Below are 20,303 nucleotides of genomic sequence, written 5' to 3'. Positions count from 1 at the left end.
TTCAGGGGTGTTGAGGAAGTGATCGGATTACAAATCCGCGGCCGTGCAATTCTGGAATTAGGCGTGACAACGCTGTCACCGTCTGGTCGCGCAGACTGGCTTGATTGCCTGGTTGCAATTCGTCGGGAGCGCACCCGTCGTGCAACAGCACGATTGCGCCCGGCCGGATATCGGCGAGCACTCTGTCGACGATGGCGTCAACGCCGGGGCGAGACCAGTCGCGTGGATCAATGGACCAATGGACGGGCGCCAATGCCGCACCCGCTGATGCAGCGATTACTTCTTCGGTCCAGATGCCATACGGTGCACGAAAGTACCGAACCATGGCCTGCGGGCAAGCCATCCCTATGACTCTGTTTGCCTCAACTATCTGGCAGTCGACTTCGACGGACCCGCATTTGGCCAGGTCCGGATGAGTCATCGTGTGGTTGGCTATACCGTGCCCGTCTGTAATAATTCGGCGAACGAGTTCCGGCTCGTCGGCCGCGTAGGCCCCAACAACGAAGAAGGTCGCCGTCACCTGATGTTGCGCCAGCACATTGAGTATCTGCGGTGTGAAAAATGAATTGGGACCATCGTCAAACGTCAGATAGACGCTGCGCTCTGCAGTGCCATCGGCATTGTCACTCTGCCCTTCGCATATGTAGTCCAGAGGCTTCATAGTTCCGGACCGTTCCGGTCGATCAGGGTACCGGACGGCCACTCGTCCATCGAGCGTCCGATCGGCGAAACCAACACGAGTACGTCTTCCAGGCGCGTGGGCGGCAGGTCGGGATGCACATCTGGACGGGTCGATCGTACGCGAACGCCCGACACAATGTTCGCGAGGCCGGCTCTGCAGAATCTTTCGACATGGTTTCGCAGCGCGTGCCGAACCGTGCCGAAAGCGAATGGAACACCCAACTGATGGAGCACTGGGTACGCCACGCGCATCGAAAAACCGATTCCGAGCCCTTCAAGATCCGGACGAACCGCGTACAGGCCCAATTCAGCGACGATCAAGTCGACCTCGCCAACTTTGATGAAGCGCCGCAGCATGCCGATGTGAGCCGCTACCCCATGCGCGTCGTAGCCGATTGCGCGGAATTCCGGCCTCGCGCCGGCCCAACTGCGGCCGCCTTCGAATGGCTCCGCGTTGAAGGCGCCAGTCCGTCCATAGGTCTTTCGAAAAAAGTCGGAGAGTTCGACATGGTCGGCCAGTTGCAGCTCATTTTCCCAGCACAACTTCCAATCGACATTCGGGCGCATGGAAGACCTCACCTTGGAGCTGTCTGGTTGAGATAAATGTCCAAGCATTGGTTAAATAATTGGCATCGCACCAACGGGGCGTAACTTGTGGAGACCGCCGAAAGACCAAGCCGTAATGCAGATGCGACTGACTTTGTGCGCCCCGCACACCAGATGATGCTCCTCGGATCCAACGCAACCATGGGAACTACCTATCTTTCCAACTTGAAGCGCCTCTATGGGACCTGCAGCAAAAACGGTAAAATCCTTTGTTTAGATGAAAGGTATCCACGCTTTGGATAACTGGGCGAATGCGTTCCATATGGCTGGTCAATTATCGTCGTCACGCTCGAGGCACTTCTGACGAAGCGCAAAGCTCACGCCCGCGGCACGCGCGGCCGTTGCCGGGCCGCGCGATTATCTCCGTAAGAGCCGAGCGGAGCTCAGACACGACGATTGATCAGAATCTGATTCGCGGGTTCAGTATCTCTTTCGTGTATCCAGCTCTGGGCTGTCCTTTGGCGGGAGTTAGGTTCGCCCAGGTTCTGAGCCTGGGGCGTCGGCCCGTTCGCCGCACAGGCTCCTTCGCACACCGTCGAGGCCGAGAAAGAGGGGGCCACACAGCTCCCCCTGTACTTTCCACCACCCGACACCAGCGCTCACCCAGGGCGCCGGCCTTGCTCACCTCAACGGATAGCGCACTCGCGCCGCTTCACGATTAAAAGAATTCTACAAGCAGATGCCTGTTTGATCGTGAGACGTCCGCTGCCAATTCCCGCATCGCAGAGGCAGCCAATAGCGCTCGCTTCACATAGTGGTCCGGCAAGCAGCTAGATACGACAGGTGACCTCAAATGAGGCGTCTTGCATGGCTTCTACACCTGCCTGAATGCCAGAACTGCGTTCGTACCGCCCATGGCGAAGGCGTTGCTCATGGCGACGCGCACCTTGCGCTCGCGCGGCACATTGGGTGTGATGTCGAGGTCGCAAGCGGGATCTGGCTCGCGATAGTTGGCGGTCGGCGGCACGACGTCCTCTTGGATTGCCATCACGCAGGCGATCATTTCAAGCGCGCTCGCTGCGCCGAGGCAATGCGCGTGCGTGGACTTGGTGGAAGAGATGGACATCGAATAAGCGTGGTTTCCAAACACACGCTTGATCGCCGCCGTTTCAGTCTGATCATTGCTTTTGGTACCGGTGCCGTGCGCGTTGAGGTAGTCGACGTCCTCGGCATTCAGCCCGGCATCGGCAAGGCAGGCGCGCATCGCCGACGCTGGCCCCTCGACAGATGGCGCGGCAATGTGGAAGGCATCGGCGGAAAGGCCGACGCCGGCGATCTCGGCAAGAATTGTGGCACCACGCCTCGTGGCATGCTCGTAGCTTTCCAGCACGGCCATGCCCGCACCCTCGCCCAGCACCAGGCCCTTCCTATCGGCGGAGAAGGGCCGGCAGGTATCGGGTGAAAGCACGCGCATTGCTTCCCATGCTTTCAGCACGCCCCATGCGAAGGGTGCGTCGCTGCCTCCGGAAACCATTACGTCGGCCCGGCCCAGCTTGATCTGGTCCACCGCCGAGGCGATCGCATGGTTGGCCGAGGCACATGCGGAGGTCACCCCGAAGACCGGCCCGCGCAAGCCGAGGCTCAAGCTCACCTGGCCGGCGGCGGCGCTTGGCATCGTTTTGGGTACAGCGAGGATGCCAACTCGCCTCGCGCCGTCCAAAAGGAGGGCCCGGTAAGTTTCCTCCATCACATCCCAGCCCAAGCCGCCGACGCCCACTGTCGCGCCGAAGCGATGGGCATTCCTCTCGTCGCAGGAAAGTCCGGCCTGCCGCATGGCTTCGCGCGCTGCAAGCACGGCGAGCAAGCTGAAGCGGGCCATGGAGACGAACTGCTTGCGATTGATGTCGTGCTGGGGCAGCGCCTTGATCTCAGCGCCGGTCATGCCCTCCAGGTCATGAAGCTCGGAATTGGCGATCGGGCCGATGGCGGAGCGGCCTTCGCGCATCTCTTTCCACATAGAGGCGGCGTCGGTGCCCAGTCCGCACAGGCCGCCCACTCCGGTGATAACGACGCGCCTGTGCATTCAAGCCTCCTTCGCAAGCAAGCCGCGGACGGCTTCCACGACGTCGCCGACATTCTTGAGATTGGACCAGGCATCGGCCGTGTTCATGTCGATCTTGATGCCGTAGGCCTGCTCCACATCCCAGAGGACGTCCGCCAAACCCAGCGAATCAAACCCGAGCGCGTCCAGTTCCGTGGCGATTGTTATCTCGCCGACGAATGACGTAGGCATTCCCTCACCGCTCTCCGACTCGGCGCGTTTCTTGATCAGGGCAATGACGTCCGTTGCGAATTGATCGGCCATTCTGTTTCCTGTCTTTCTTTCCCGCGTTTCGACCTGGACGCGGCTCAGTTCCTGAGGCGCGCCGCGTCGCGAAAGCCATCACGCTTGGGCAACTGACAAAGCCCAATGCTCATAAAGCCGGATCAGGTCCGGCCGGTGTGTGGCGTAGGTGCAGTATGACGATGTGAGCCGCTACACCGTGCGCGTCTCCCAGTCTGTCCATAGGCTCGGAAGAAGTCGGACCCGGTCAGTTGCAACTCCCTTTCCCAGCACTCCACTGCCCGGTAGAGCGCATGAAAAATCTCCTTTCGGGCGGTTTCTTAAGACGCTCGCCACGCCATGAGGCAGTGGGGGCATCGGTGTGCGTCAGGTGCTTCTGCCCATGCAGGATTCCAGAACATTGATGAAATCGTTTGTTTCGATGAAAGGCATCCACACTTTGGATAGTTGACCACGCGTTTCAAAGATCGTGAACTACATCTCGTCGTTGTGCTCGACGCACTCCCGACAGAGCGCAACCTCATGGGCGCGGCATGCAGGATTAACCGAGCCCAGCCGGTCATGAGTGCGGCCGGCCGGGTCGGGCGATAGGCAGTCATGCCCTGCCCTTCCTGCGGGTCAAGCACTCCGAAAAAACATTTCCCCCATAAATGCTAGATCTTCCGTTGCCTTTTCGCGGGCTTCTGCGTGAGGTGAGGCACGCCATCCATGGCATGTGGCACACGCACGCGATGCCAGTGCACGGTCGTTTTCTCGGCAAGGCCGTTCTCTACCTCGACCCGCACGCGCTCGCCCTGACGGACCCGGATTTCCGGGCCTGGAACGGGCCTTCGGCGCGCAATCGAGCCCGGTTCACCCGGCCCAATGGCGTCCACTTTGGGGGCGCATGCACTGCAGACCCGCTGGACCTGATCCGGGAGAGGATGGGCGCGGCGATTGGAATAGCTATGAAAGCGCATCGGACCGTGGAACTGCGCGCGCAGACTTTCGGAGGAAGGCTCGCTTTTAAACGTTATCGTGCAACTCTGACCGTTCTTCGCCTTGGCGGGTGCCGCGGAAGAATCCCGGGTTCTGCGAGCGCTGCGAGAACACCTGCGGTCGATCCTGTACCACAATCTCGCGAAGCTCGATGCTCTCTACAAACGATGTCTTGGATTCTCACGCCCTTATTTCAGCACTTCGCTCGCTTGCCCGACTCGGCCGCGGTCAGCCTTCACCGCCAATTTTATTGGCGCAGCGACGTTCCTATCGGTTCAGGCGAAGCTTCTTGAACCTGCCGCTCTCTCGTTGCCCTGGCACGATTAATCGTCCTCTCAGTCTGTCATTGGCGGAGTCGCTCCTGAGGCGCGCGCCGGCGAGTTCGAGGAGCGCGTGGCTATCTCCTCGGTCCAGCCGGATTCCGCTGCGCGCTCAGCCAATTCCTGGAAGGCCGATTCCAAGGCGAGCTGGCATTGAAGGCCGCGGTCCGGATGGTCGACTAGCTTGGTTCCACGATCGCAATGCTTGATCGCTTCATTGCAGGCCATGGGCTCTCGCCCTCTCCTTTTGCCACACGAGGCGCCAGCTCACGTGTTGTGCGCCCCGGCAACCGCTTTCACCAGCCGCTCCAGCGATCCCGCGCGCTCCAGCTCCGCAAAGAATGATGCGGCGTGACGCTACCCAGCCGGTGCTTCTCGGCCATTTGCACACATAGGGATAGTCGACCATGAAATCGGACCGAGGCGAGGCGTTGGACGTTTCAGTCTTGGTCTGAATGCGCCGCCCACGAGCCGATCGGCCTTCTCGATGATTTGGCGCACCCTCGTTGTCGACAAGCCATGTTCCTGAGCCAGGTCGGCGAAACTCTTGCCCTTCAGAAAGCCGTCGACCAGGGCTATGTTCCTATCGACGGTCGGCTAAATCCCAGCAGGCGCGCGCAGTTTTCCGGCATCATTCCGTTTGTTCATCCGCTTGTCCGCGCCCCCTGCAAATCCTACCGGGCCAAATCGGTGCTTGGAAGACCCACTCATGTCATGGCCTCGGGAAAGTACAAGGCCGACGGTTATGTGAATACGAAAGATGCTGGCGATCACCATGATCGTTGGTGACCGCTGACCTCCCCAATGTCGGCTTCGACGGCACACCGGGAGCTCTCGGCAATGTTGAATAATTCCGTTTGAAGATGGTTGACTTCGTCGTCGAGGCTCGATCCATCAGGATCGGTATCGACGATTCTATATTTGAGAAACCCAAATTCGTTTGACTCGCGCAATTCGCTGTACGGCGTATCATCGCAAGCGCGGGATTCCGACATCCTGCGAAGTGCCCGCGTTGCTGGAATCGATTTTGCGGAAGTAAAAAGGCCCCGGCGCTGGGTCGGCGCGCAGGGCCTTCAGGCATGTACGAGCTACCAGCATGTCCAGTTATGATCGTGCGCTATCATAATGAACAAACGGTGAATGATCGCTATCCGAGGTGCAGGGCGGGCGAGATGGTGGGGCGGTGGGGGACCTGTACCGCTGCAGCGGGGCCACGAGCAGCGACTCGAGCCATGCGCCACGCTGCAGGACCTCGATTTCGGGCCAAGCCTCGAGCCCGCAACTCGCCTTGCTTCTCGGAAATCATAAGGCTTTGTGGGGCGGTTAAGCAGCGCGATATGGCCGCGGCGATACGAAGTTTTCATCTTTACCCTGTTCAGACGGTCAGGCTGCCTTCGCCGCCGGCTTGGCTGCCTTGACATGGGTTATACTGCGGCGACCGTCGACGCCGATCGGAACGTCACCGTCAACCGTAGCGCGACGCACAACCCGGTGCTGGTCGCCATAGTCGTTGACCGCATAATGCTGGTTAGCACGGTTGTCCCAGATAGCGACGTCGCCTACTTGCCAGCGCCACCGCACGGTATTTTCCGGGGCAGTGACGTAGGACTGGAACACCTCGTAGAGTTTGGCGGAATCGCTCTTGGAAAGGCCGACGAGGCGCTGCACGAAATTGCCGAGCAGCAGCGACTTCTCCCCGGTTTCCGGATGGACGCGCACGACCGGATGCTCGGTCTCGTAGATCGTCGATGTGAAAACTTCCTCGAAGTGCTTCTTCTCTTCGGCTGTGGCGCGCGGGCGCACGGCTGCGTAGTCGTAGGCATTGCTATGAATAGCCCACAGATTGTCCGCCAATATTTTGAGCGGCGCCGGCAGATTCTCGTACGCGGCGTGCGTGTTGGACCAGATCGTGTCGCCCCCCGCCGCCGGAATGACGACGCCACGTAGGACCGAGAATTTCGGATAGGCATCGACGAAAGTCACATCGGTATGCCACTGGTCTGGCCTGCCACCGCCACGGCCGGAATCGAGATTGAGGATTGAGGCCGTGCCGGCTGCCGGCCCCTGCGTGGGATGAGGTACAAGGTTACCCAGACGCCGCGCGAACAATTCCTGCTCCGCATCGTCGAGATGCTCCTGGCCGCGGAAGAAGATCACCTTGTGTTTTAGAAGAAGCTGGTTGATGGCTGCTATCGCTGCGTCCGAAAGGTCTCCACCAAGGCGAACGCCTCTGATTTCAGCTCCAACACGGCTGGTCAGCGGTACAACGTCGGAGTCAGGAATTCTCTTCGTCAAGCTCGAAAGCCAAAATCCCGGCGGATCGATCAAGGATCGCATTGCGTTGTCGATGATCGTTAATGCCGAACAGCGTGGCCAGCTCGCGCCGGGCGGTACAATCATCGAAGCGACCGCTGGCAACACAGGGCTCGGCCTGGCCTGGCGGCACGAAGCGCGTGATCGCGTGTCCAAAAGCTGACAGCGTCAGACAAATGTCAGGTTCATTACAACCAACATCTGGGCACTGACGAGGTTTTTCGAAGCAATGGGCGCTAACTGCGCGCTGAGCGCGTTGGCATGGCTTTTGAGACTGAGTGACTGTGACTGCACTTAATGGGGCAAGACGAGCGATGCGCTCCTCCCTGAACCCGTGTGCCGTCTCTGAGAGGAAACCAGCTCGTGCAGAAACCTTTGGAAATAGCTTTGGACCGCAACGTGGTATTGCAGATGGAGTCCCCGGCTCCTTCGATTAGAGTCGAGAACTGGCTGCATGGCGAGCCCCTCACGAGCTTTGAGCCCGGCAAGTGTACATAGTCGAATTTTGGGCAACTTGGTGCGGCCCATGTGGGACGGGATGCCCCATCTGATCCAGCTGCAGGGCGTCGCCAGGCGCGCCATCTGGACAGCAGGAGCTGGACTATGGGCAAGGTAACAGGCTTTCTCGAAATCGACCGGCAGGTGCACAAGTACCAGCCGGCCTCCGACCGCATCCGGCATTTCCGTGAATTCACGCTGCCGATGTCGGACAAGGAGGTCGAGAAACAGGCCGCGCGCTGCATGGATTGCGGCATTCCGTTCTGCCACGGGCCAACGGGCTGTCCCATCCACAACCAGATCCCGGACTGGAACGACCTCGTCTACAATGGCGACTGGGACAATGCGATCCGCAACCTGCATTCGACCAACAATTTCCCGGAATTCACCGGCCGCATCTGCCCCGCACCTTGCGAGGAAGCCTGCACGCTGAACCTCGAGGACATTCCCGTCGCCATCAAGACGGTCGAGCAGGCGATCGCCGACAAGGCTTACGAGACCGGCCATATCAGGCCCTATCCGCCGGAGAAGAAGACCGGCAAGCGCGTCGCCGTCATCGGCTCCGGCCCGGCCGGCATGTCGGCTGCCCAGCAGCTCGGCCGCGCCGGCCACGACGTCCATGTCTATGAGCGCGAGAGCCGGCCCGGCGGGCTGATGCGTTACGGTATTCCCGACTTCAAGATCGAGAAGCACTATATCGACCGGCGCATCGAGCAGATGCAGGGCGAGGGCGTCACCTTCCATTGCGGCGTCAATGTCGGCGTCGACAAGCCTGTTGCCGAGCTGCTCGCCGAACATGACGCCGTACTTTATTGCGGCGGTTCCGAAACGCCGCGCGCGGCCGGCATTCCCGGCGACGATCTCGGCGGCGTGCATGACGCGATGCCCTATCTGGTGCAGCAGAACAGGCGTGTCGGCGGCGAACCGATCCAGTCGGTGGCGTGGCCGTCGCATCCGATCCTCGCCGGCGGTCAGCATGTCGTCGTCGTCGGCGGCGGCGATACCGCGTCCGACTGCGTCGGCACCGCCTTCCGCCAGGGCGCGGTCCGCGTCACCCAGCTCGACATCCGTCCGCAGCCGCCGGAAAAGGAAGACAAGCTTTCGGTCTGGCCCTACTGGGCGACCAAGATGCGCACCTCGTCCTCGCAGGCCGAAGGCGCCGAGCGCGAGTTTCAGGTGGCGACGCTCGAGTTCATCGGCGAAGACGGCCAGCTGACCGGGGTCAAATGCTGCGAGGTCGACGAAAAGCGCAAGCCGATCGCCGGCAGCGAATTCGTCATTCGTGCCGATCTCGCGTTCATCGCCATCGGCTTTGCCGGGCCAGCCGCTCGCGGGCCGGTGTCGGAACTGGCCGGCCAGATGAAGATCGCCATTGACAGCCGCCGCTCGAAGAATGTCGAGGCCAATGACCGGGACTACAGGACCAGCGTCGAAAAGCTCTATGCGGCGGGCGACGTGCGGCGCGGCCAGTCGCTGGTCGTCTGGGCGATCCGCGAGGGCCGCCAGGCGGCGCGCGCCATCGATGAGGCGCTGATGGGATCGAGCGTGCTGCCGCGCTGAGTCCGTCTCGAGACCCTACTTGTGCGGCCACCTGAAGGCGCTTTCCGCCCTTCCGCTGCCCCGGGCAGCTTACGGACTGATCGCCGTGGTCGTTTCGGTTGTGGCCCCGGCCGCAGGCTGCCGCCTTGGCGGCCAAGAAAAATCGTCGGCGCGGCCGGGCGAAGCAGCGGGCGCCTTGCCCTCGACGACGAATTTTTCACCGGGCCCGTCCGGCTTGGCCGGCGCTGCGGCACCGAGAAGTTCCGAACCGCCGTCGAGTGCCGGTGATTGCGAGTCGGCGTCGGTAGCCGGGTCGGCGGCCTCAGTCTTTTCCTTCGAGGGTGGACTACGTTACTGGCCAGTACCGGCAACGCATCGAAGGAACTTTACAATCATAAAGGTACGTCACTGGTCTCGCGGCTCACCTATGACGATCTAGACGCGCATTCGAGTGAAGTCTTCTTCAACGCGATCCACAATCCGACTGGCATTTTCGTAAAGGCCTCCTCGGTGCGGGCGGCATCAGGGAGGATTTTCTCATGACGAGGACTTCTTACGGAAATGGGGGGCTACTCAAACACATTCAGTGATCAGCGCGGGGGCGGCGTCAGCTATTTCACCGCCGATCTTGGATATAATTTCTTGAACTCACCGCGCTACCGCATCGGTGCTTTTGTTGGCAACAATTTCTGGCACGAGAGCTACGATGCTTTCGGTTGCACGCAGCAGGCGACCAACTGGGGAACCTGTGTGCCAACCGTCCCACCTACGTCAACCTCTCAGCCAGGACAACGATTGGCATTCGCTGCGACTCGGCTTGGCCGGGCAGACGCAACTCACCGAGCGACTCAGCCTTTCTGGTGACGTGGCGTTCCTCTTCACGCGGCTCGACGGCAAAGATCAGCACCACATGCGCCCAAGATCAAGCTAATTTCCGAAGACGGCGATGGGCATGGCGTCCAGCTCGAGGCGGTGTTGCGGCCGTGGCGAATAACGGCACCGCTCATTTCGAAGAGGCAATGGGCGGTCGTGGTTCCCCGCAGGCCGACGATTGGAAGGCAAAGCGCTACGGCGTTTTCGTGCAGGCTAGCATCAAGTTCAACTGAGAGAGCAAGAACCGAGGAGAGCGGCGATGCCACTCCAGCTCATTACGATCATTGGATCAACAGAAGGAAGTTTTCCGAAGAGTTTTGCAAGCGTGCGCAAAGTCGCCAGACAAAGTTCTCTCGGTCCATAGTGTACGTGCCGTCACGCCCGTTCTCGACATGGTTGAATGATACGTCCCGCGCGATCGATCAAAGTCGTTTTTCATTGGTTTTCCGGAAATCGCGGGGAGCACAGCGTGCTGTGACCCTCGCCTGCTGGTTTTCTGTCAACGCGCAGATGAGGGAGAATGAGCGTACAGCAAAAATCATCAGTGCTGTCGCTTTCGCCAAAGCCCGCCGCAGCTAAACGGGGTCCCACGCCCGGTAGCGCCCCCTGCCGGTCACCTCACGGATGCCGAGTTCGGCACCAGCCCGAGCGCAGCGCGCTGGCTAATTTTCAGCTCGGCCGCGACCAGACCTGCCGACACCAGCGGCCGCGCCAGCACCAGCTCGATCAGCGCCGGCAGGCTCGAGTTTTTGCGCCGGTTCCTGAGCCGGCGCTCCATCTGGCTTTTGGCCAGCGCCTGGATGATTGCAAGGCTGAAACAGTCGATGGAACGCCCCTCCAGCGAAGCCGAACCGGACGAGGCGCGCGCGCCAGGTCCTTCGGCTGCCATCGGCACGCTGGGTTTAAGTGCTTGGGGTGACACGGCGTGATCTCCGCCGTTGGCGGGAACAGGGCAGTGCAATAGTACTGCCCTGTTCCTTTTGATCAGAGGCCAGTGCGGATTTCTTCGGCAAGCGCCCTCAACGTCGTCTCGACGTCATCGCCGTTTACCATCTTCTGCATCGCCACGGCCCATGCGTTCATGGCTTCGCCGAAGCCGACACGCGGTGTGAAAGCCAGCGCGGCTTGGTCCTGTATCTTTTTGAAGCTGTCAACGAAGTTGTTGAACTCGGGCTGCGAAGCGTACTTAGTCCAGGTGTCGTCTGCCAGGTCGACGTGCGCGGCGGATTGACGAGCTGGCCAGCAAGGGCACCCTTGAGCGCCACCTGCTTGGAGGTGCCCACGGGATGAACAGCCAGGCCGTGCCCTTCTTTTCGGAAGCCGCGTTCATGGCGAGAGCCCAGATCCAGATGTCAGACTCCAAGCTCGTGGCGCTCGGTGCGTGCAGCGGCGGAGCGAAGGCGATCTTGCCGGATGCCGGCTTCCCCGCAACATCGTTCCAGAAGCCGAACATATTTGAGTCGATCGTCATCGCGCTGCGGCCGGACGCGAAGGAAGGAGCCGCGCACTTCTTGATCATGTCCACGTAATGTAGTCGTATCCAGCATCGGTAAGCTTCCAATCGCTCAGGTATTTGTCCAGCGGCTCCAGGGCGCCACTCGGAGCGAGGTCCTACGCGGGCTGAATGCCAGTGCCGAACACATCCCATGCTGGCGACTTCGTCGCAGTTGGATCGTCATCTTGTTCCAGTAAGAATCGTCTGGGTAGAGTTCCGGCGTGACCTTGATGCCGGGTCAGCTTCTCGAACTCCGGAAATTGCGCAGCGAGAGCATCCGCATAGGGGTGGATGTCGTAGGCCCAAGTTATGCTGGTCCCTTCGAATTGACGCCAGTTCACGGTGTCGGCAGCGGCCGAATTAGTGAGCGATGCCGAGACGGCAAAAAACGCCAAGTCAAAAGCAAGCTGTTTGCGAAGCGACGCGCACCTGTAACGAGTACGGGGAATGAGCGACCCATGTAATCCTCCCTGGGGCATTTTGCCAATTTTTGGGTCCACTCCTCCATCCCGAGTTCGCTCATAGCCACAATAAGCGGTTTCCAACGAGCTCGCTCTGAATGCACCAGGCCAACTGGGTAAAAACGGGTAACCGGCACTAAAAGGCGTTGTAGTATCGCCACCAGAAATACTGCTCCGTGGTGCTGGCCTTTGCCTGGGGGCGCAACACGGCAACTACCCGCTCAAAACGGTTGGTCCTCTACCTCTTATTCACCGTCGCTTTCCTCGCGGCCTAACCCGGCCGGAATATCCGTTGCCAGAAAAAGGCCTCGCGGCCGGTTCGAGGCTCATCCCTCCTCCGAAGCAGCACGCTCAAGTATCGTCACAAGCCCCGAGCGCTTCGCGTTCGGCGATGTCCAAATTCCGACAATGTCGGATACAGTCAGATCTACTGGATTGCGTTTGAATGGTTTTCTCATTTGGCACAGTACATGCGGGTCATCCGCAAAACACGTGACCGACCAACAAGAGTTCGCATGATCACCTTACCACAACATACAGCCGCCGCGGAACAATCACTTGGCCCCTGATCGCCCACCCCGGCACCACAACCGGAGTCATCGATGTTCTGACAGGCTGCCCAAGGATACCTGCTGCAACAGGGCTTGCCCTGGTGACGACCACTCCGGCTCCGCCGGTTACCGACGAGGGCAAAGTGACGGATTTCCTGCTTTTCAACGGCATGGAGGTGGCTGTCATTCCCGACCACCGCGCCGGTCGTCACCCATATGGTCTGGTGCAGGATCGGCAGCGCGGAATGAGCCGCCGGGGATATCTGCATGTCTTCGAGCATCTGATGCTCAAGGCGCCTCATGACGAGCACGGCTCCGTCGCTGGGAGAGATTGAACCCAAAGGGAGATTCAGATGTCTGAAGCGAATCAGGAAAAGTTGGACGCATTCTTGGGGAAAATGGTCGGCGATCTCGGTGCGATCGCAACGGGCGCGGGAGTCCTGCTGGGGGACAGACTCGGCCTGTTCAAGGCATTGCGCGAAGGCGGCAAGATGACGGCCGCCGAACTTTCGACACGCACCGGCACCCAGGAACGCCTCGTAAGGGAATGGCTTTCCGGGCAGGCGGCGGCGGGTTACGTCGACTACGATGAAGCGAGCGACAAATTCTATCTCAACGCCGAGCAAGAGCTGGTGTTCGCTGATGAAGACAGCCCGGCCTTCATGGCAGGCGCATTCGAGTTCCTGTCCGCGCTGTGGCTCGATGAAGAAAAGGTGAGGCAGGCATTCCAGTCCGGCAAGGGCGTCGGGTGGCACGATCATAGCGCGTGTCTGTTTCGCGGTACGGAACGGTTCTTCCGTCCAGGCTACAATGCCAATCTGATCGACTCCTGGCTGCCGGCCTTGGAGGGCGTCGTCGAGAAGCTCGAACGCGGCGTGGACGTCGCGGATGTTGGATGCGGTCATGGTGCATCGACCGTGCTCATGGCACAGGCCTTCCCCAATTCGCGCTTCGTCGGCTTCGACTATCATGCCCCTTCGATTGAGCGCGCCCGCAAGGCGGCCGAGGTAGCCGGCGTCCGCGTTAACACGCGGTTCGACGTGGCGGCCGCCAAGAGCTATCCCGGAACCTATGACCTCGTCACATTCTTCGATTGCCTTCACGACATGGGCGACCCGACGGGCGCCGCCACCCATGTCCACGGATCGCTCAAGCCGGACGGCACGTGGATGATCGTCGAGCCGTTCGCGCATGATCATCTGGCGGCGAACCTCAATCCCGTCGGCCGCGTTTACTATGCCGCTTCCACTTTCGTGTGCACGCCCGCATCCGTGTCGCAGGAAGTCGGGCTCGCGCTTGGAGCCCAGGCCGGTGAGGCGAGGCTGCGCAAGGTTGTGACCGGCGGCGGCTTCAAGCGATTGCGTCGCGCCGCGGAGACACCGTTCAACATGGTGCTGGAGGCCCGCCCTTAGCGTGGCCGTCGCCAGAAATTGCAGCTCATCGCATTTGATGAAGATCACCGCCAAAAATCCGGACGCATCGGGCACATTTTCAAGGCGTCTGGGTTCACGCAGAGGTCGCTGCCGAGTTGTGTGCCAAGAGTCCCATACGTTGCGGCTCAGAAAGGACCCCACGCACGGCGACGAACATGCCCATAGCGATGGCCGCTATAATCACATATGTCCACCATGGCGCGTTCACAAAGCTGGTAAGCCACGTCGCACCGAACGCGCTTACGACAAAAACGAGAGCCTCGATAAAAAGACTGAGCCTGTACACATTCAGTCGTCTCATCCTCATACCACCCATCCAAAGACTGAGCTTGTTGCGCTACTGCGACAGAGCCTAACATATTGGAGAGTGCTCACTATTTCTATGCTGAACAGTCTCGCCTGAGTATATGTTTTAGCTAGTCGCTAATTAGACGGAATTCTGCCAGTCTGCATTCCCCCCTGATCTGATGTAGAGCAGCTTCCAAGTGGGAATTAGCCCCCCATCGACCGGATCGGGCGACACGAACATGCGCTGAAGGCTTGGCGGAACGGCTACTGGGACCATGATGCTACTCGAATGCAAGATAGTGTCAGAACGTCCCGGGAAGGCTGCAGGCAGGGGATGTCAGGTCAATCAGCCTATAGATATGATACCGCCCATTCGCTGAGACTTCACGATGGGCATAGGAGGTGGGAATTCGTGCCTTGAGATGGACGCGGCTGTCGGAGCAGGCGAGCACGGCAGCAGCGATGGCCTGAACCTTCGGGCCGCTGACAAAAACGTTCACCACCGCACGCGAGCCGAACCCGTCGAGATACGTCTCGAAAGCATCGAGGTGGGCCATCAGCCCGAAAGCCTGGATGTCGCGAACTTCGCCATCTTCGAGCCGGTGGGTTTCACGTACCTTGGCCACCTGTTGATCGAGCAAAGCATCGATATGCGCATTCTTGTCGCTTCTTGGGACGAGGAGCGAGATCCGTTCCGGACTGACGATATCGATCAATCCGTAGAATACGTCGGCATCTCCTCCGATCCCCACGAGCAGGACTTTCTCTTCGCCCATTCCTCCGCTGCCTTGAAGATGAGGGACGGTGACGTATCGGTCCAAGCCGCTGGAAAAATCCTCTTTGCCGATCGCGTTCCCGTAGATACCTTCGGCGTACCCGAATTCGAGAGACTGAATCGACATTTTCTTGAATGCCACCGCAATCAGCCATTGGATGTAGATTCGCGGCATCGTCGAGCACTCGACGAAAACCTTCCGCAGGCTTCCTTCGTATGAGCCACATGAAGCGGCCATCTGAGTGAGCAGGTGATCGAGGAGATTGATGTTCTTCTGATACTCGATGGAAGGCTCGAGGGTGATCACAGTCACTTCGACGCCCCATCGGGTACCCATAGCGATGAGCTTTCGCCGGTTTTCTTCGACGGCTGGGACGTTCGCTTCCTTCAGAGCAAAGTCCAGAACCACGATCTTGCCGACCTTCAGGTCAAGATGGTTTTCGAACGCGGCGAAACGCGTTTCCCATCCAAGCGCGACGATCGCGATATCTGCCTCCATCGTTTCGCAGGTACCTGCATCTCTCGCCTTCTCGGTGACGGCCAGATGGCCGAAGACTCGATACTCGACAGTTGAAGCGGTCATTCGAGATCGCTCTCGAAAAGCGAGTGCTGGAATTCGGTCTTGAGTGCGGGCCGCGCGACGAGCTCCTTAAACACCGAGTCGGCCCAGTCTTCTGGGAGCCGATGCCTGGTAAAAAGCAGGTCGACCATCCGCGCCGCAGGGATTGTGTTGATTTCGTACGGGCCGCGATAGGAGAACCCGAAGTAAGGTGCAAATCGCCGATGCAATCTGATCATCATCTCCTTCGATGCGGGGTCGGCGCGGTCCACCTCAAAGTTGCCGGCGGCGGAGACCTCCCGGATAAACCCATCCCTTTCCGCCCGACGCAGGACCTCGTCCAGTTTTCCGCTGGGTTGCTCCAGTCGGTTCACCAGCGAGCGCATTTCCTTTAGATCAACCCTGAAAATGCCTCTCTCTGTCGTTCCTAGAGCATTTTCTTCGGCAAACTCTGTCTGGAGGCGAGCGGTCAGGTAACCCAACGCCCGCACCATGCGCACGCTCTCTTCTTCGTACGGATGTGAAAGCGCCTGAAGTCCATCAAGCTTCCGTTGAGAGGCGGCGTTCACAGCCTGTCTCTGCTGTTCGAGATGAATCTGTAAATCCGAGTTGATGAATTCCACCAGTTTTCGTGGATCACTGGAACTCGGAACACTGCGGCGGAAGATCTCTCCCATTATATCAAGGAAATCGCGTATACAGACGTCGCTCAATGATGTGATGATCTGGTGCCCTACGTACGGGTAGTCATGCAGACGCAGCATCTGGCACGCTTTCAGAAAAGCCCATCCCTGTTTCCGGGCGATCGACCTCTTCAGATTTGAAGCATCCGCCTTGCTCATGGGCCGGCGCTTAATTTCCGGGTTCATGAGCGCGAGCGCCAGCCCTTCGGCATAAGGGCGCGCTTTTCGATCAAGAAGGAATTGCTGCTGATCCGCCGTCCTCAAATTCACGGAGAGGAATTCACGTGCTGCATCAGCAAGTGCCACAAGCTCTTCTCTGCCCTCGGAATGACCCGATATGATAACCCGCTCGATGATGTCATTGACGGAAAGCCGCCCCAGCCGGTTTTTGAGCGAAAACGCGCTGAGCGCATCGTTGCGCTCGAGATCACTCCGCAGATGGTCAGGAAGCGCATAGTACAGCCGAAGCGACGACACGTTCTCGCACAGCGTGGCGAACTCCCTCGGATCGACTGAATCAAGATTCTCGACGTCCCGGTCAGCATTCGAGAGCGACTGGCCGGGTATGATCGTCCGGATCGTGTCGTAGAGGCCGCCGATGTAGGCGAGGACCCATTTCACGTTGCCGCGCGTCTTTCTCACCAAGGTGTTCAGGAACTGCTGTTGGAGCGGTGTCAGTGCTTCACAGTCGTCAATCAGTATCTTGAAGAAGGGCGCCCTGTCACCGGCGAAAGATGGGCCATTTAAAAGTGGAGTGATCGCGGTCGCGACCTTGTTAATGATCGCGCCAGGGTCTGTTGCTCTGAAGCCGGTCGCTCCGGCATCGGCGGCAAAGAAGAACGCGTTGAAGCATTCGTCGACGTACCGGGTTATCCCACCCCGCAGCTCATCGATGCTGAAGAAGTCGAGACGGGCAGGTTGGGGTATGAAGTGCAGCACTTCGCGATGCAGTGCCAGGGCGACGTCCCTATCTTCGGAGGCCCGGTATTTCAAGTGGCCGTCGCGTCTGAGCTGGCCGATGCTCTCGAGCAGGCGTTCGACTATCTTCAGCTCCAGATAGTGAGAGAAGATTACGAATTGCCGCGGGATCACGGCGGCCGTGTCGAAGCGTATCCGCTCCGGAATGAGGTTCAGAACGGCGTTGTCGATTAGGGGCGAGAATGTCTCATTGAGCTGGAAGAAGACGCCATACCAAGCGAGCTTGCCGACTTGGTCCGCGAGACTTTTGTCTTCAAGAATATGGACTGTGGAAAGCGAGCGAAGAATGCTGGTCTTGCCGCTGCCTCTCGTCCCTGCGACGAAGACCGGCTTGGCGGCGGCAGAAATCAACGCCGACTTCTGACTGAACCACAGTATCGGGCGGCTTTCGTACTCGATCCTGTTGGGGCCGAACGGATTCTCCATCGCTATTCGTCCCTTACCTTAATGCGCCAAGCCGAGTTTGCCTTGGTGAGGCCGTCTATCTCGATGAAGCGCGCCGCTTGGAGCATCAGAAGAGAGTCTTCCAGATCTAGCCCGAGCTCGGCGGAGGCAGCAATCTCAGTGATCTCGTCCCAGAAGAGTAACCCATTCCCGCGCCTGGTGGCATGGTCGCGCAGTCGGCGCAGCAGGTCAAACGTGTCGTTGTTCAGAAAGGCCTTGCCGTTGGACATGGTCGAAATAAAGCAATGTTCGCCTTCCATGACCGTCCCGTCGGCGACATTGGTGCGGTAGGGTATAAGTCGGATGCCGACGAGCTCTCCCTGATCGGTCGTGAAGAAGACGAGCTCATTGAAACCTGACTGTATCTCTGGTGCTGAGATGCAGATCAATTTGCCGTCCGGAAACCTTGGATCGTTGACGATCTCGACCGGATCAGCATGTATGTGTCCATGCAGGTAGACGATAGGCTTGTTGCCCTGCAGCAGCTGAGTTCTGACAAATCCGCTGTTGAGCATCTCCGCGTATGGCGTAATGCGCGGAGTCTTTTGTGGCAGCAGATTGTGATGGCCGATCATGATGCCGTAACGCATGTCGGGCTGCTGGAGCAATTCCTGTAGGCCTGCAAGCATCTCACGCGAGATGTATGGCGTGTCCATCTGACCGTAATACTCGTCGTCGGACGCCTCCTTGTCTGGATCGCTGGGAGGTGTCGCGGGCGAATGTCCCGAGATGTCCGGCGAGCCGAGATCTACAGGCTCTGTAGAAGGACTGAGTGCCTCGAGACGATCACGAAGGAACGCGGGAAGGTTTTGAAGCTCCCAACTGCCTATCGCTGTGTTGACGAGGATGAAGTTTGCGCCTGCGGATCCTGTCGGAAGTCTGAAGTGCACGGGTTGGTCCACGGGAACGGTCTGCCAACCCAAGCGGGCGGCTAAACTCGCCATTTCGCTGAATTTCTCAGTCGGTCCAAGTTCGCGCGCGTCATCACGGTTCACATCGTGATTTCCCGGTACGAATATCAACGGAAGCGCCTTTGAACTGCGTCCCTGTGCGCGGCAGAGCAACGTGAAATGCTGGAATGCCGAAGCAATGAAGGTCTTGTCGCCACGGCTCGTGAAATCCCCCATGAAGGCGATCGTATCCAAGGGCTTCGAAGTCGTCAGCCGCCGAAGTTTCGTCAAGACGGCACGCAGCGAAGACGCGCGTAGCTTCTGCGTTATTTTCGGAGCGAACTTGCTATCCTTGGCATCGATGTTGCTAGAGGAAGGATGCCAGTCCGGATAGTGAATATCGCCTACTTGAAGGATTCGCACCCGCCGCATAACTCGCCCCCCTGCCGAGAGCCATAGACTAATCCGTTCGCTTTTGCCAAGCGCGAACGATCATCCGCAGTGTCCTTAACGAGGTAGCCTGCACTTTTCGAGAATTGCCACGGCGGCTATTTTTCGGCTGTGAAGCACACGAGACCCGTGACGTGAGACCCAGTTGCTCAATGCCCAGTTGCTCAATGAGCTTTCTTACGAATAAGGGAGAATTTCCGCGGCCGGACTATCTCTGAGCGAGCGTGCATGACTGCCAACGGAAGGTCTTGCACGCACCCTTGCGATCTTGAGCAATGGTCGCCATGACTTTCTTCTTGCAGGCTTTTGAGTGGCCCAGCCTGCGATCACCAGACCCCACCGATTCTAAAGAGCGTGGCAGATGGGATAGTCGAGGTTGCCCGTGCACAGTCACGCTCAGGGCTTGCGCCGCCCAGAGGACACGCTGAAAAGGCAGATTGGGGCGCAAGCACGCCATTCACGAGAGGTTCGACATGAAGACCATGCAAGAAAAAGACATTCCGGCATTCGTACAAGCAGTTGTGGACGCCGGCTGCAAAATTTGCGCGATTGGCAACTTGGGATACGTCTTTGGCGATGCTGATTTCACGCCAGCGCAACGGAGGGCCGTCGAGCCACAGCTGCGTAGGATTGCTGAAATCTACGGCGAACGCGATCATCTCATGAACGAGATAGCTGTATATCTGCGGTCGATCGGACGCCATGTCGAGGTTGAGCCGAAGACAGGTATTTCCTGATGGCCGTGATCGCGAGAAGCCGTCTTCCAACCTCTGAATCCTAAAGGAGGTGACCCCCAAGGCCGTTCGTCACCTTCGACCAGAATAACCACATCCGTGACCGCCTGAGCTACTTGGTCGATACGCGCACATGGCCAATACAGTTTCTCCATCCTTCACGAAGCGAATGAGGCTTTGGCCATTCAGCCCCGGTCTACGGGGCGTGACTTGTCCCCGATGCATGCGCGAGCTCTCCGCCCGGCTGGCCGCCGGTCGTCGCCACCGGCCGAAGGCGCCCGAATGCGCTTGACAAGATAGCGTCAGCCCGTTCAACCTAAGGCATTCACCAGGGGAGTCCCGGCAAGGGGCTGAGATACTGCTGGCTTTCGCGGCGCAGTGACCCGTTGAACCTGATCCAGTTCATACTGGCGTAGGGACGGTGCAAGCGCTTTGCGGGAGTTTACGCCCGAGGTCCTGTTGCAGCAGGT

General features: G+C 59.2%; 15 protein-coding genes, 6 pseudogenes and 1 riboswitch. Of the genes and pseudogenes, 9 read left to right on the top strand and 12 right to left on the bottom strand.

The features are described 5' to 3' along the window. Position 1 precedes the first annotated feature (1 nt). The 4 genes from nodB to EN845_RS29560 form a co-directional block, all read right to left on the bottom strand. Positions 2 to 661: a chitooligosaccharide deacetylase NodB gene (gene nodB / locus EN845_RS29575; RefSeq protein WP_126057632.1), complete on the bottom strand. Its 660-nt coding sequence runs from the start codon at positions 659 to 661 to the stop codon at positions 2 to 4. Beyond that, positions 658 to 1,248 carry a NodA family N-acyltransferase gene (locus tag EN845_RS29570; RefSeq protein ID WP_024505875.1) on the bottom strand — a complete coding sequence of 197 codons (591 nt, stop codon included), beginning with the start codon at positions 1,246 to 1,248 and terminating at the stop codon, positions 658 to 660. Before EN845_RS29570 ends, nodB begins: the two co-directional genes overlap by 4 nt. Positions 1,249 to 2,101: 853 nt before the next feature. Then, entirely contained in the window at positions 2,102 to 3,310 is a 1,209-nt protein-coding gene (locus EN845_RS29565) for a beta-ketoacyl-[acyl-carrier-protein] synthase family protein (RefSeq protein ID WP_135931259.1), read from the bottom strand. Beyond that, complete coding sequence (locus tag EN845_RS29560) at positions 3,311 to 3,592, bottom strand: acyl carrier protein (protein ID WP_126057635.1); 282 nt, start codon at positions 3,590 to 3,592, stop codon at positions 3,311 to 3,313. Positions 3,593 to 4,018: 426 nt separating this feature from the next. Here EN845_RS29560 and EN845_RS36240 point away from each other — a divergent pair. Further along, a pseudogene (locus tag EN845_RS36240) lies at positions 4,019 to 4,144 on the top strand (LysR family transcriptional regulator); the annotation flags it as partial. A 104-nt stretch (positions 4,145 to 4,248) separates the two neighbouring features. Here EN845_RS36240 and EN845_RS29555 read toward each other — a convergent pair. After that, a pseudogene (locus EN845_RS29555) lies at positions 4,249 to 4,395 on the bottom strand (multicopper oxidase domain-containing protein); the annotation flags it as partial. A gap of 993 nt (positions 4,396 to 5,388) precedes the next feature. On the opposite strand from EN845_RS29555, the gene EN845_RS35595 reads away from it, so the two are divergent. Continuing rightward, complete coding sequence (locus EN845_RS35595; RefSeq protein WP_024504272.1) at positions 5,389 to 5,658, top strand: hypothetical protein; 270 nt, start codon at positions 5,389 to 5,391, stop codon at positions 5,656 to 5,658. Between the two features lie 594 nt (positions 5,659 to 6,252). On the opposite strand, the gene EN845_RS29545 is transcribed toward EN845_RS35595, so the two are convergent. Continuing rightward, the gene (locus EN845_RS29545) at positions 6,253 to 7,194 is read right to left on the bottom strand and encodes a TauD/TfdA family dioxygenase (protein WP_281041029.1); all 942 of its coding nucleotides are present in this window, start codon (positions 7,192 to 7,194) and stop codon (positions 6,253 to 6,255) included. Between EN845_RS29545 and EN845_RS36235 the strand changes: the two are divergent. The 3 genes and pseudogenes from EN845_RS36235 to EN845_RS29530 all read left to right on the top strand — a co-directional run. Continuing rightward, a pseudogene (locus tag EN845_RS36235) lies at positions 7,100 to 7,306 on the top strand (pyridoxal-phosphate dependent enzyme); the annotation flags it as partial. The gene EN845_RS29545 and the pseudogene EN845_RS36235 overlap by 95 nt on opposite strands. 275 nt (positions 7,307 to 7,581) lie before the next feature. Then, positions 7,582 to 7,744, top strand: a pseudogene (locus tag EN845_RS29535) (thioredoxin domain-containing protein); the annotation flags it as partial. Positions 7,745 to 7,785: 41 nt separating this feature from the next. Then, the gene (locus EN845_RS29530; protein WP_024504270.1) at positions 7,786 to 9,240 is read left to right on the top strand and encodes a glutamate synthase subunit beta; all 1,455 of its coding nucleotides are present in this window, start codon (positions 7,786 to 7,788) and stop codon (positions 9,238 to 9,240) included. A gap of 69 nt (positions 9,241 to 9,309) precedes the next feature. Here EN845_RS29530 and EN845_RS36230 read toward each other — a convergent pair. Together EN845_RS36230 and EN845_RS36805 are read right to left on the bottom strand one after the other, a co-directional pair. Further along, positions 9,310 to 9,504, bottom strand: a pseudogene (locus EN845_RS36230) (DUF459 domain-containing protein); the annotation flags it as partial. Positions 9,505 to 10,705: 1,201 nt separating this feature from the next. Beyond that, positions 10,706 to 11,014 (bottom strand): helix-turn-helix domain-containing protein, encoded by a 309-nt coding sequence (locus EN845_RS36805; RefSeq protein ID WP_236473435.1) that lies wholly within the window; start codon positions 11,012 to 11,014, stop codon positions 10,706 to 10,708. Positions 11,015 to 11,378: 364 nt separating this feature from the next. On the opposite strand from EN845_RS36805, the gene EN845_RS36225 reads away from it, so the two are divergent. After that, a complete protein-coding gene (locus tag EN845_RS36225) occupies positions 11,379 to 11,621 on the top strand; it encodes a hypothetical protein (RefSeq protein WP_224571023.1) in 243 nt (80 codons plus the stop codon). 82 nt (positions 11,622 to 11,703) lie between these two features. Here the strand turns inward: EN845_RS36225 and EN845_RS36220 are convergent, their stop codons facing one another. Further along, positions 11,704 to 12,087 (bottom strand): hypothetical protein, encoded by a 384-nt coding sequence (locus tag EN845_RS36220; RefSeq protein WP_245511838.1) that lies wholly within the window; start codon positions 12,085 to 12,087, stop codon positions 11,704 to 11,706. Positions 12,088 to 12,673: 586 nt separating this feature from the next. On the opposite strand from EN845_RS36220, the pseudogene EN845_RS29510 reads away from it, so the two are divergent. Further along, positions 12,674 to 12,895, top strand: a pseudogene (locus EN845_RS29510) (insulinase family protein); the annotation flags it as partial. Positions 12,896 to 12,952: 57 nt separating this feature from the next. Beyond that, a complete protein-coding gene (locus EN845_RS29505) occupies positions 12,953 to 14,011 on the top strand; it encodes a class I SAM-dependent methyltransferase (RefSeq protein ID WP_127873394.1) in 1,059 nt (352 codons plus the stop codon). A gap of 611 nt (positions 14,012 to 14,622) precedes the next feature. On the opposite strand, the gene EN845_RS29500 is transcribed toward EN845_RS29505, so the two are convergent. The 3 genes from EN845_RS29500 to EN845_RS29490 are packed head-to-tail and all read right to left on the bottom strand — an operon-like array spanning position 14,623 to position 19,081. Further along, entirely contained in the window at positions 14,623 to 15,678 is a 1,056-nt protein-coding gene (locus EN845_RS29500; protein WP_063169411.1) for a hypothetical protein, read from the bottom strand. Next, positions 15,675 to 17,741: a hypothetical protein gene (locus tag EN845_RS29495; protein WP_127873393.1), complete on the bottom strand. Its 2,067-nt coding sequence runs from the start codon at positions 17,739 to 17,741 to the stop codon at positions 15,675 to 15,677. The genes EN845_RS29500 and EN845_RS29495 overlap by 4 nt, the downstream gene beginning before the upstream one ends. A gap of 2 nt (positions 17,742 to 17,743) precedes the next feature. After that, on the bottom strand, positions 17,744 to 19,081 hold the full coding sequence (locus tag EN845_RS29490) for a metallophosphoesterase (protein WP_127873392.1): 1,338 nt from the start codon (positions 19,079 to 19,081) through the stop codon (positions 17,744 to 17,746). 491 nt (positions 19,082 to 19,572) lie between these two features. On the opposite strand from EN845_RS29490, the gene EN845_RS29485 reads away from it, so the two are divergent. Next, positions 19,573 to 19,836, top strand: coding sequence for a hypothetical protein (locus EN845_RS29485; protein WP_082826710.1), 264 nt, complete (start codon positions 19,573 to 19,575; stop codon positions 19,834 to 19,836). Positions 19,837 to 20,153: 317 nt separating this feature from the next. Further along, positions 20,154 to 20,270: riboswitch (TPP riboswitch) on the top strand. The last annotated feature ends 33 nt before the right edge of the window (positions 20,271 to 20,303 follow it).

Origin of the sequence: Mesorhizobium sp. M8A.F.Ca.ET.202.01.1.1, from assembly GCF_004791595.1 — a bacterium.
Classification (GTDB): Bacteria; Pseudomonadota; Alphaproteobacteria; order Rhizobiales; family Rhizobiaceae; genus Mesorhizobium.
Note: the sequence above shows the minus strand (reverse complement) of the source record. Positions and strands in the feature narration are given on the sequence as shown.

Coding starts and splice junctions, on each gene's coding strand:
- EN845_RS29495 (WP_127873393.1), bottom strand. CDS start 17,741: ATGGAGAATCCGTTCGGCCCCAACAGGATCGAGTACGAAAGCCGCCCG.
- EN845_RS36225 (WP_224571023.1), top strand. CDS start 11,379: ATGAACAGCCAGGCCGTGCCCTTCTTTTCGGAAGCCGCGTTCATGGCG.
- EN845_RS29530 (WP_024504270.1), top strand. CDS start 7,786: ATGGGCAAGGTAACAGGCTTTCTCGAAATCGACCGGCAGGTGCACAAG.
- EN845_RS29565 (WP_135931259.1), bottom strand. CDS start 3,310: ATGCACAGGCGCGTCGTTATCACCGGAGTGGGCGGCCTGTGCGGACTG.
- EN845_RS29505 (WP_127873394.1), top strand. CDS start 12,953: ATGTCTGAAGCGAATCAGGAAAAGTTGGACGCATTCTTGGGGAAAATG.
- EN845_RS35595 (WP_024504272.1), top strand. CDS start 5,389: ATGTTCCTGAGCCAGGTCGGCGAAACTCTTGCCCTTCAGAAAGCCGTC.
- EN845_RS29490 (WP_127873392.1), bottom strand. CDS start 19,081: ATGCGGCGGGTGCGAATCCTTCAAGTAGGCGATATTCACTATCCGGAC.
- EN845_RS29485 (WP_082826710.1), top strand. CDS start 19,573: ATGAAGACCATGCAAGAAAAAGACATTCCGGCATTCGTACAAGCAGTT.
- EN845_RS29560 (WP_126057635.1), bottom strand. CDS start 3,592: ATGGCCGATCAATTCGCAACGGACGTCATTGCCCTGATCAAGAAACGC.
- EN845_RS29570 (WP_024505875.1), bottom strand. CDS start 1,248: ATGCGCCCGAATGTCGATTGGAAGTTGTGCTGGGAAAATGAGCTGCAA.
- EN845_RS29500 (WP_063169411.1), bottom strand. CDS start 15,678: ATGACCGCTTCAACTGTCGAGTATCGAGTCTTCGGCCATCTGGCCGTC.
- nodB (WP_126057632.1), bottom strand. CDS start 661: ATGAAGCCTCTGGACTACATATGCGAAGGGCAGAGTGACAATGCCGAT.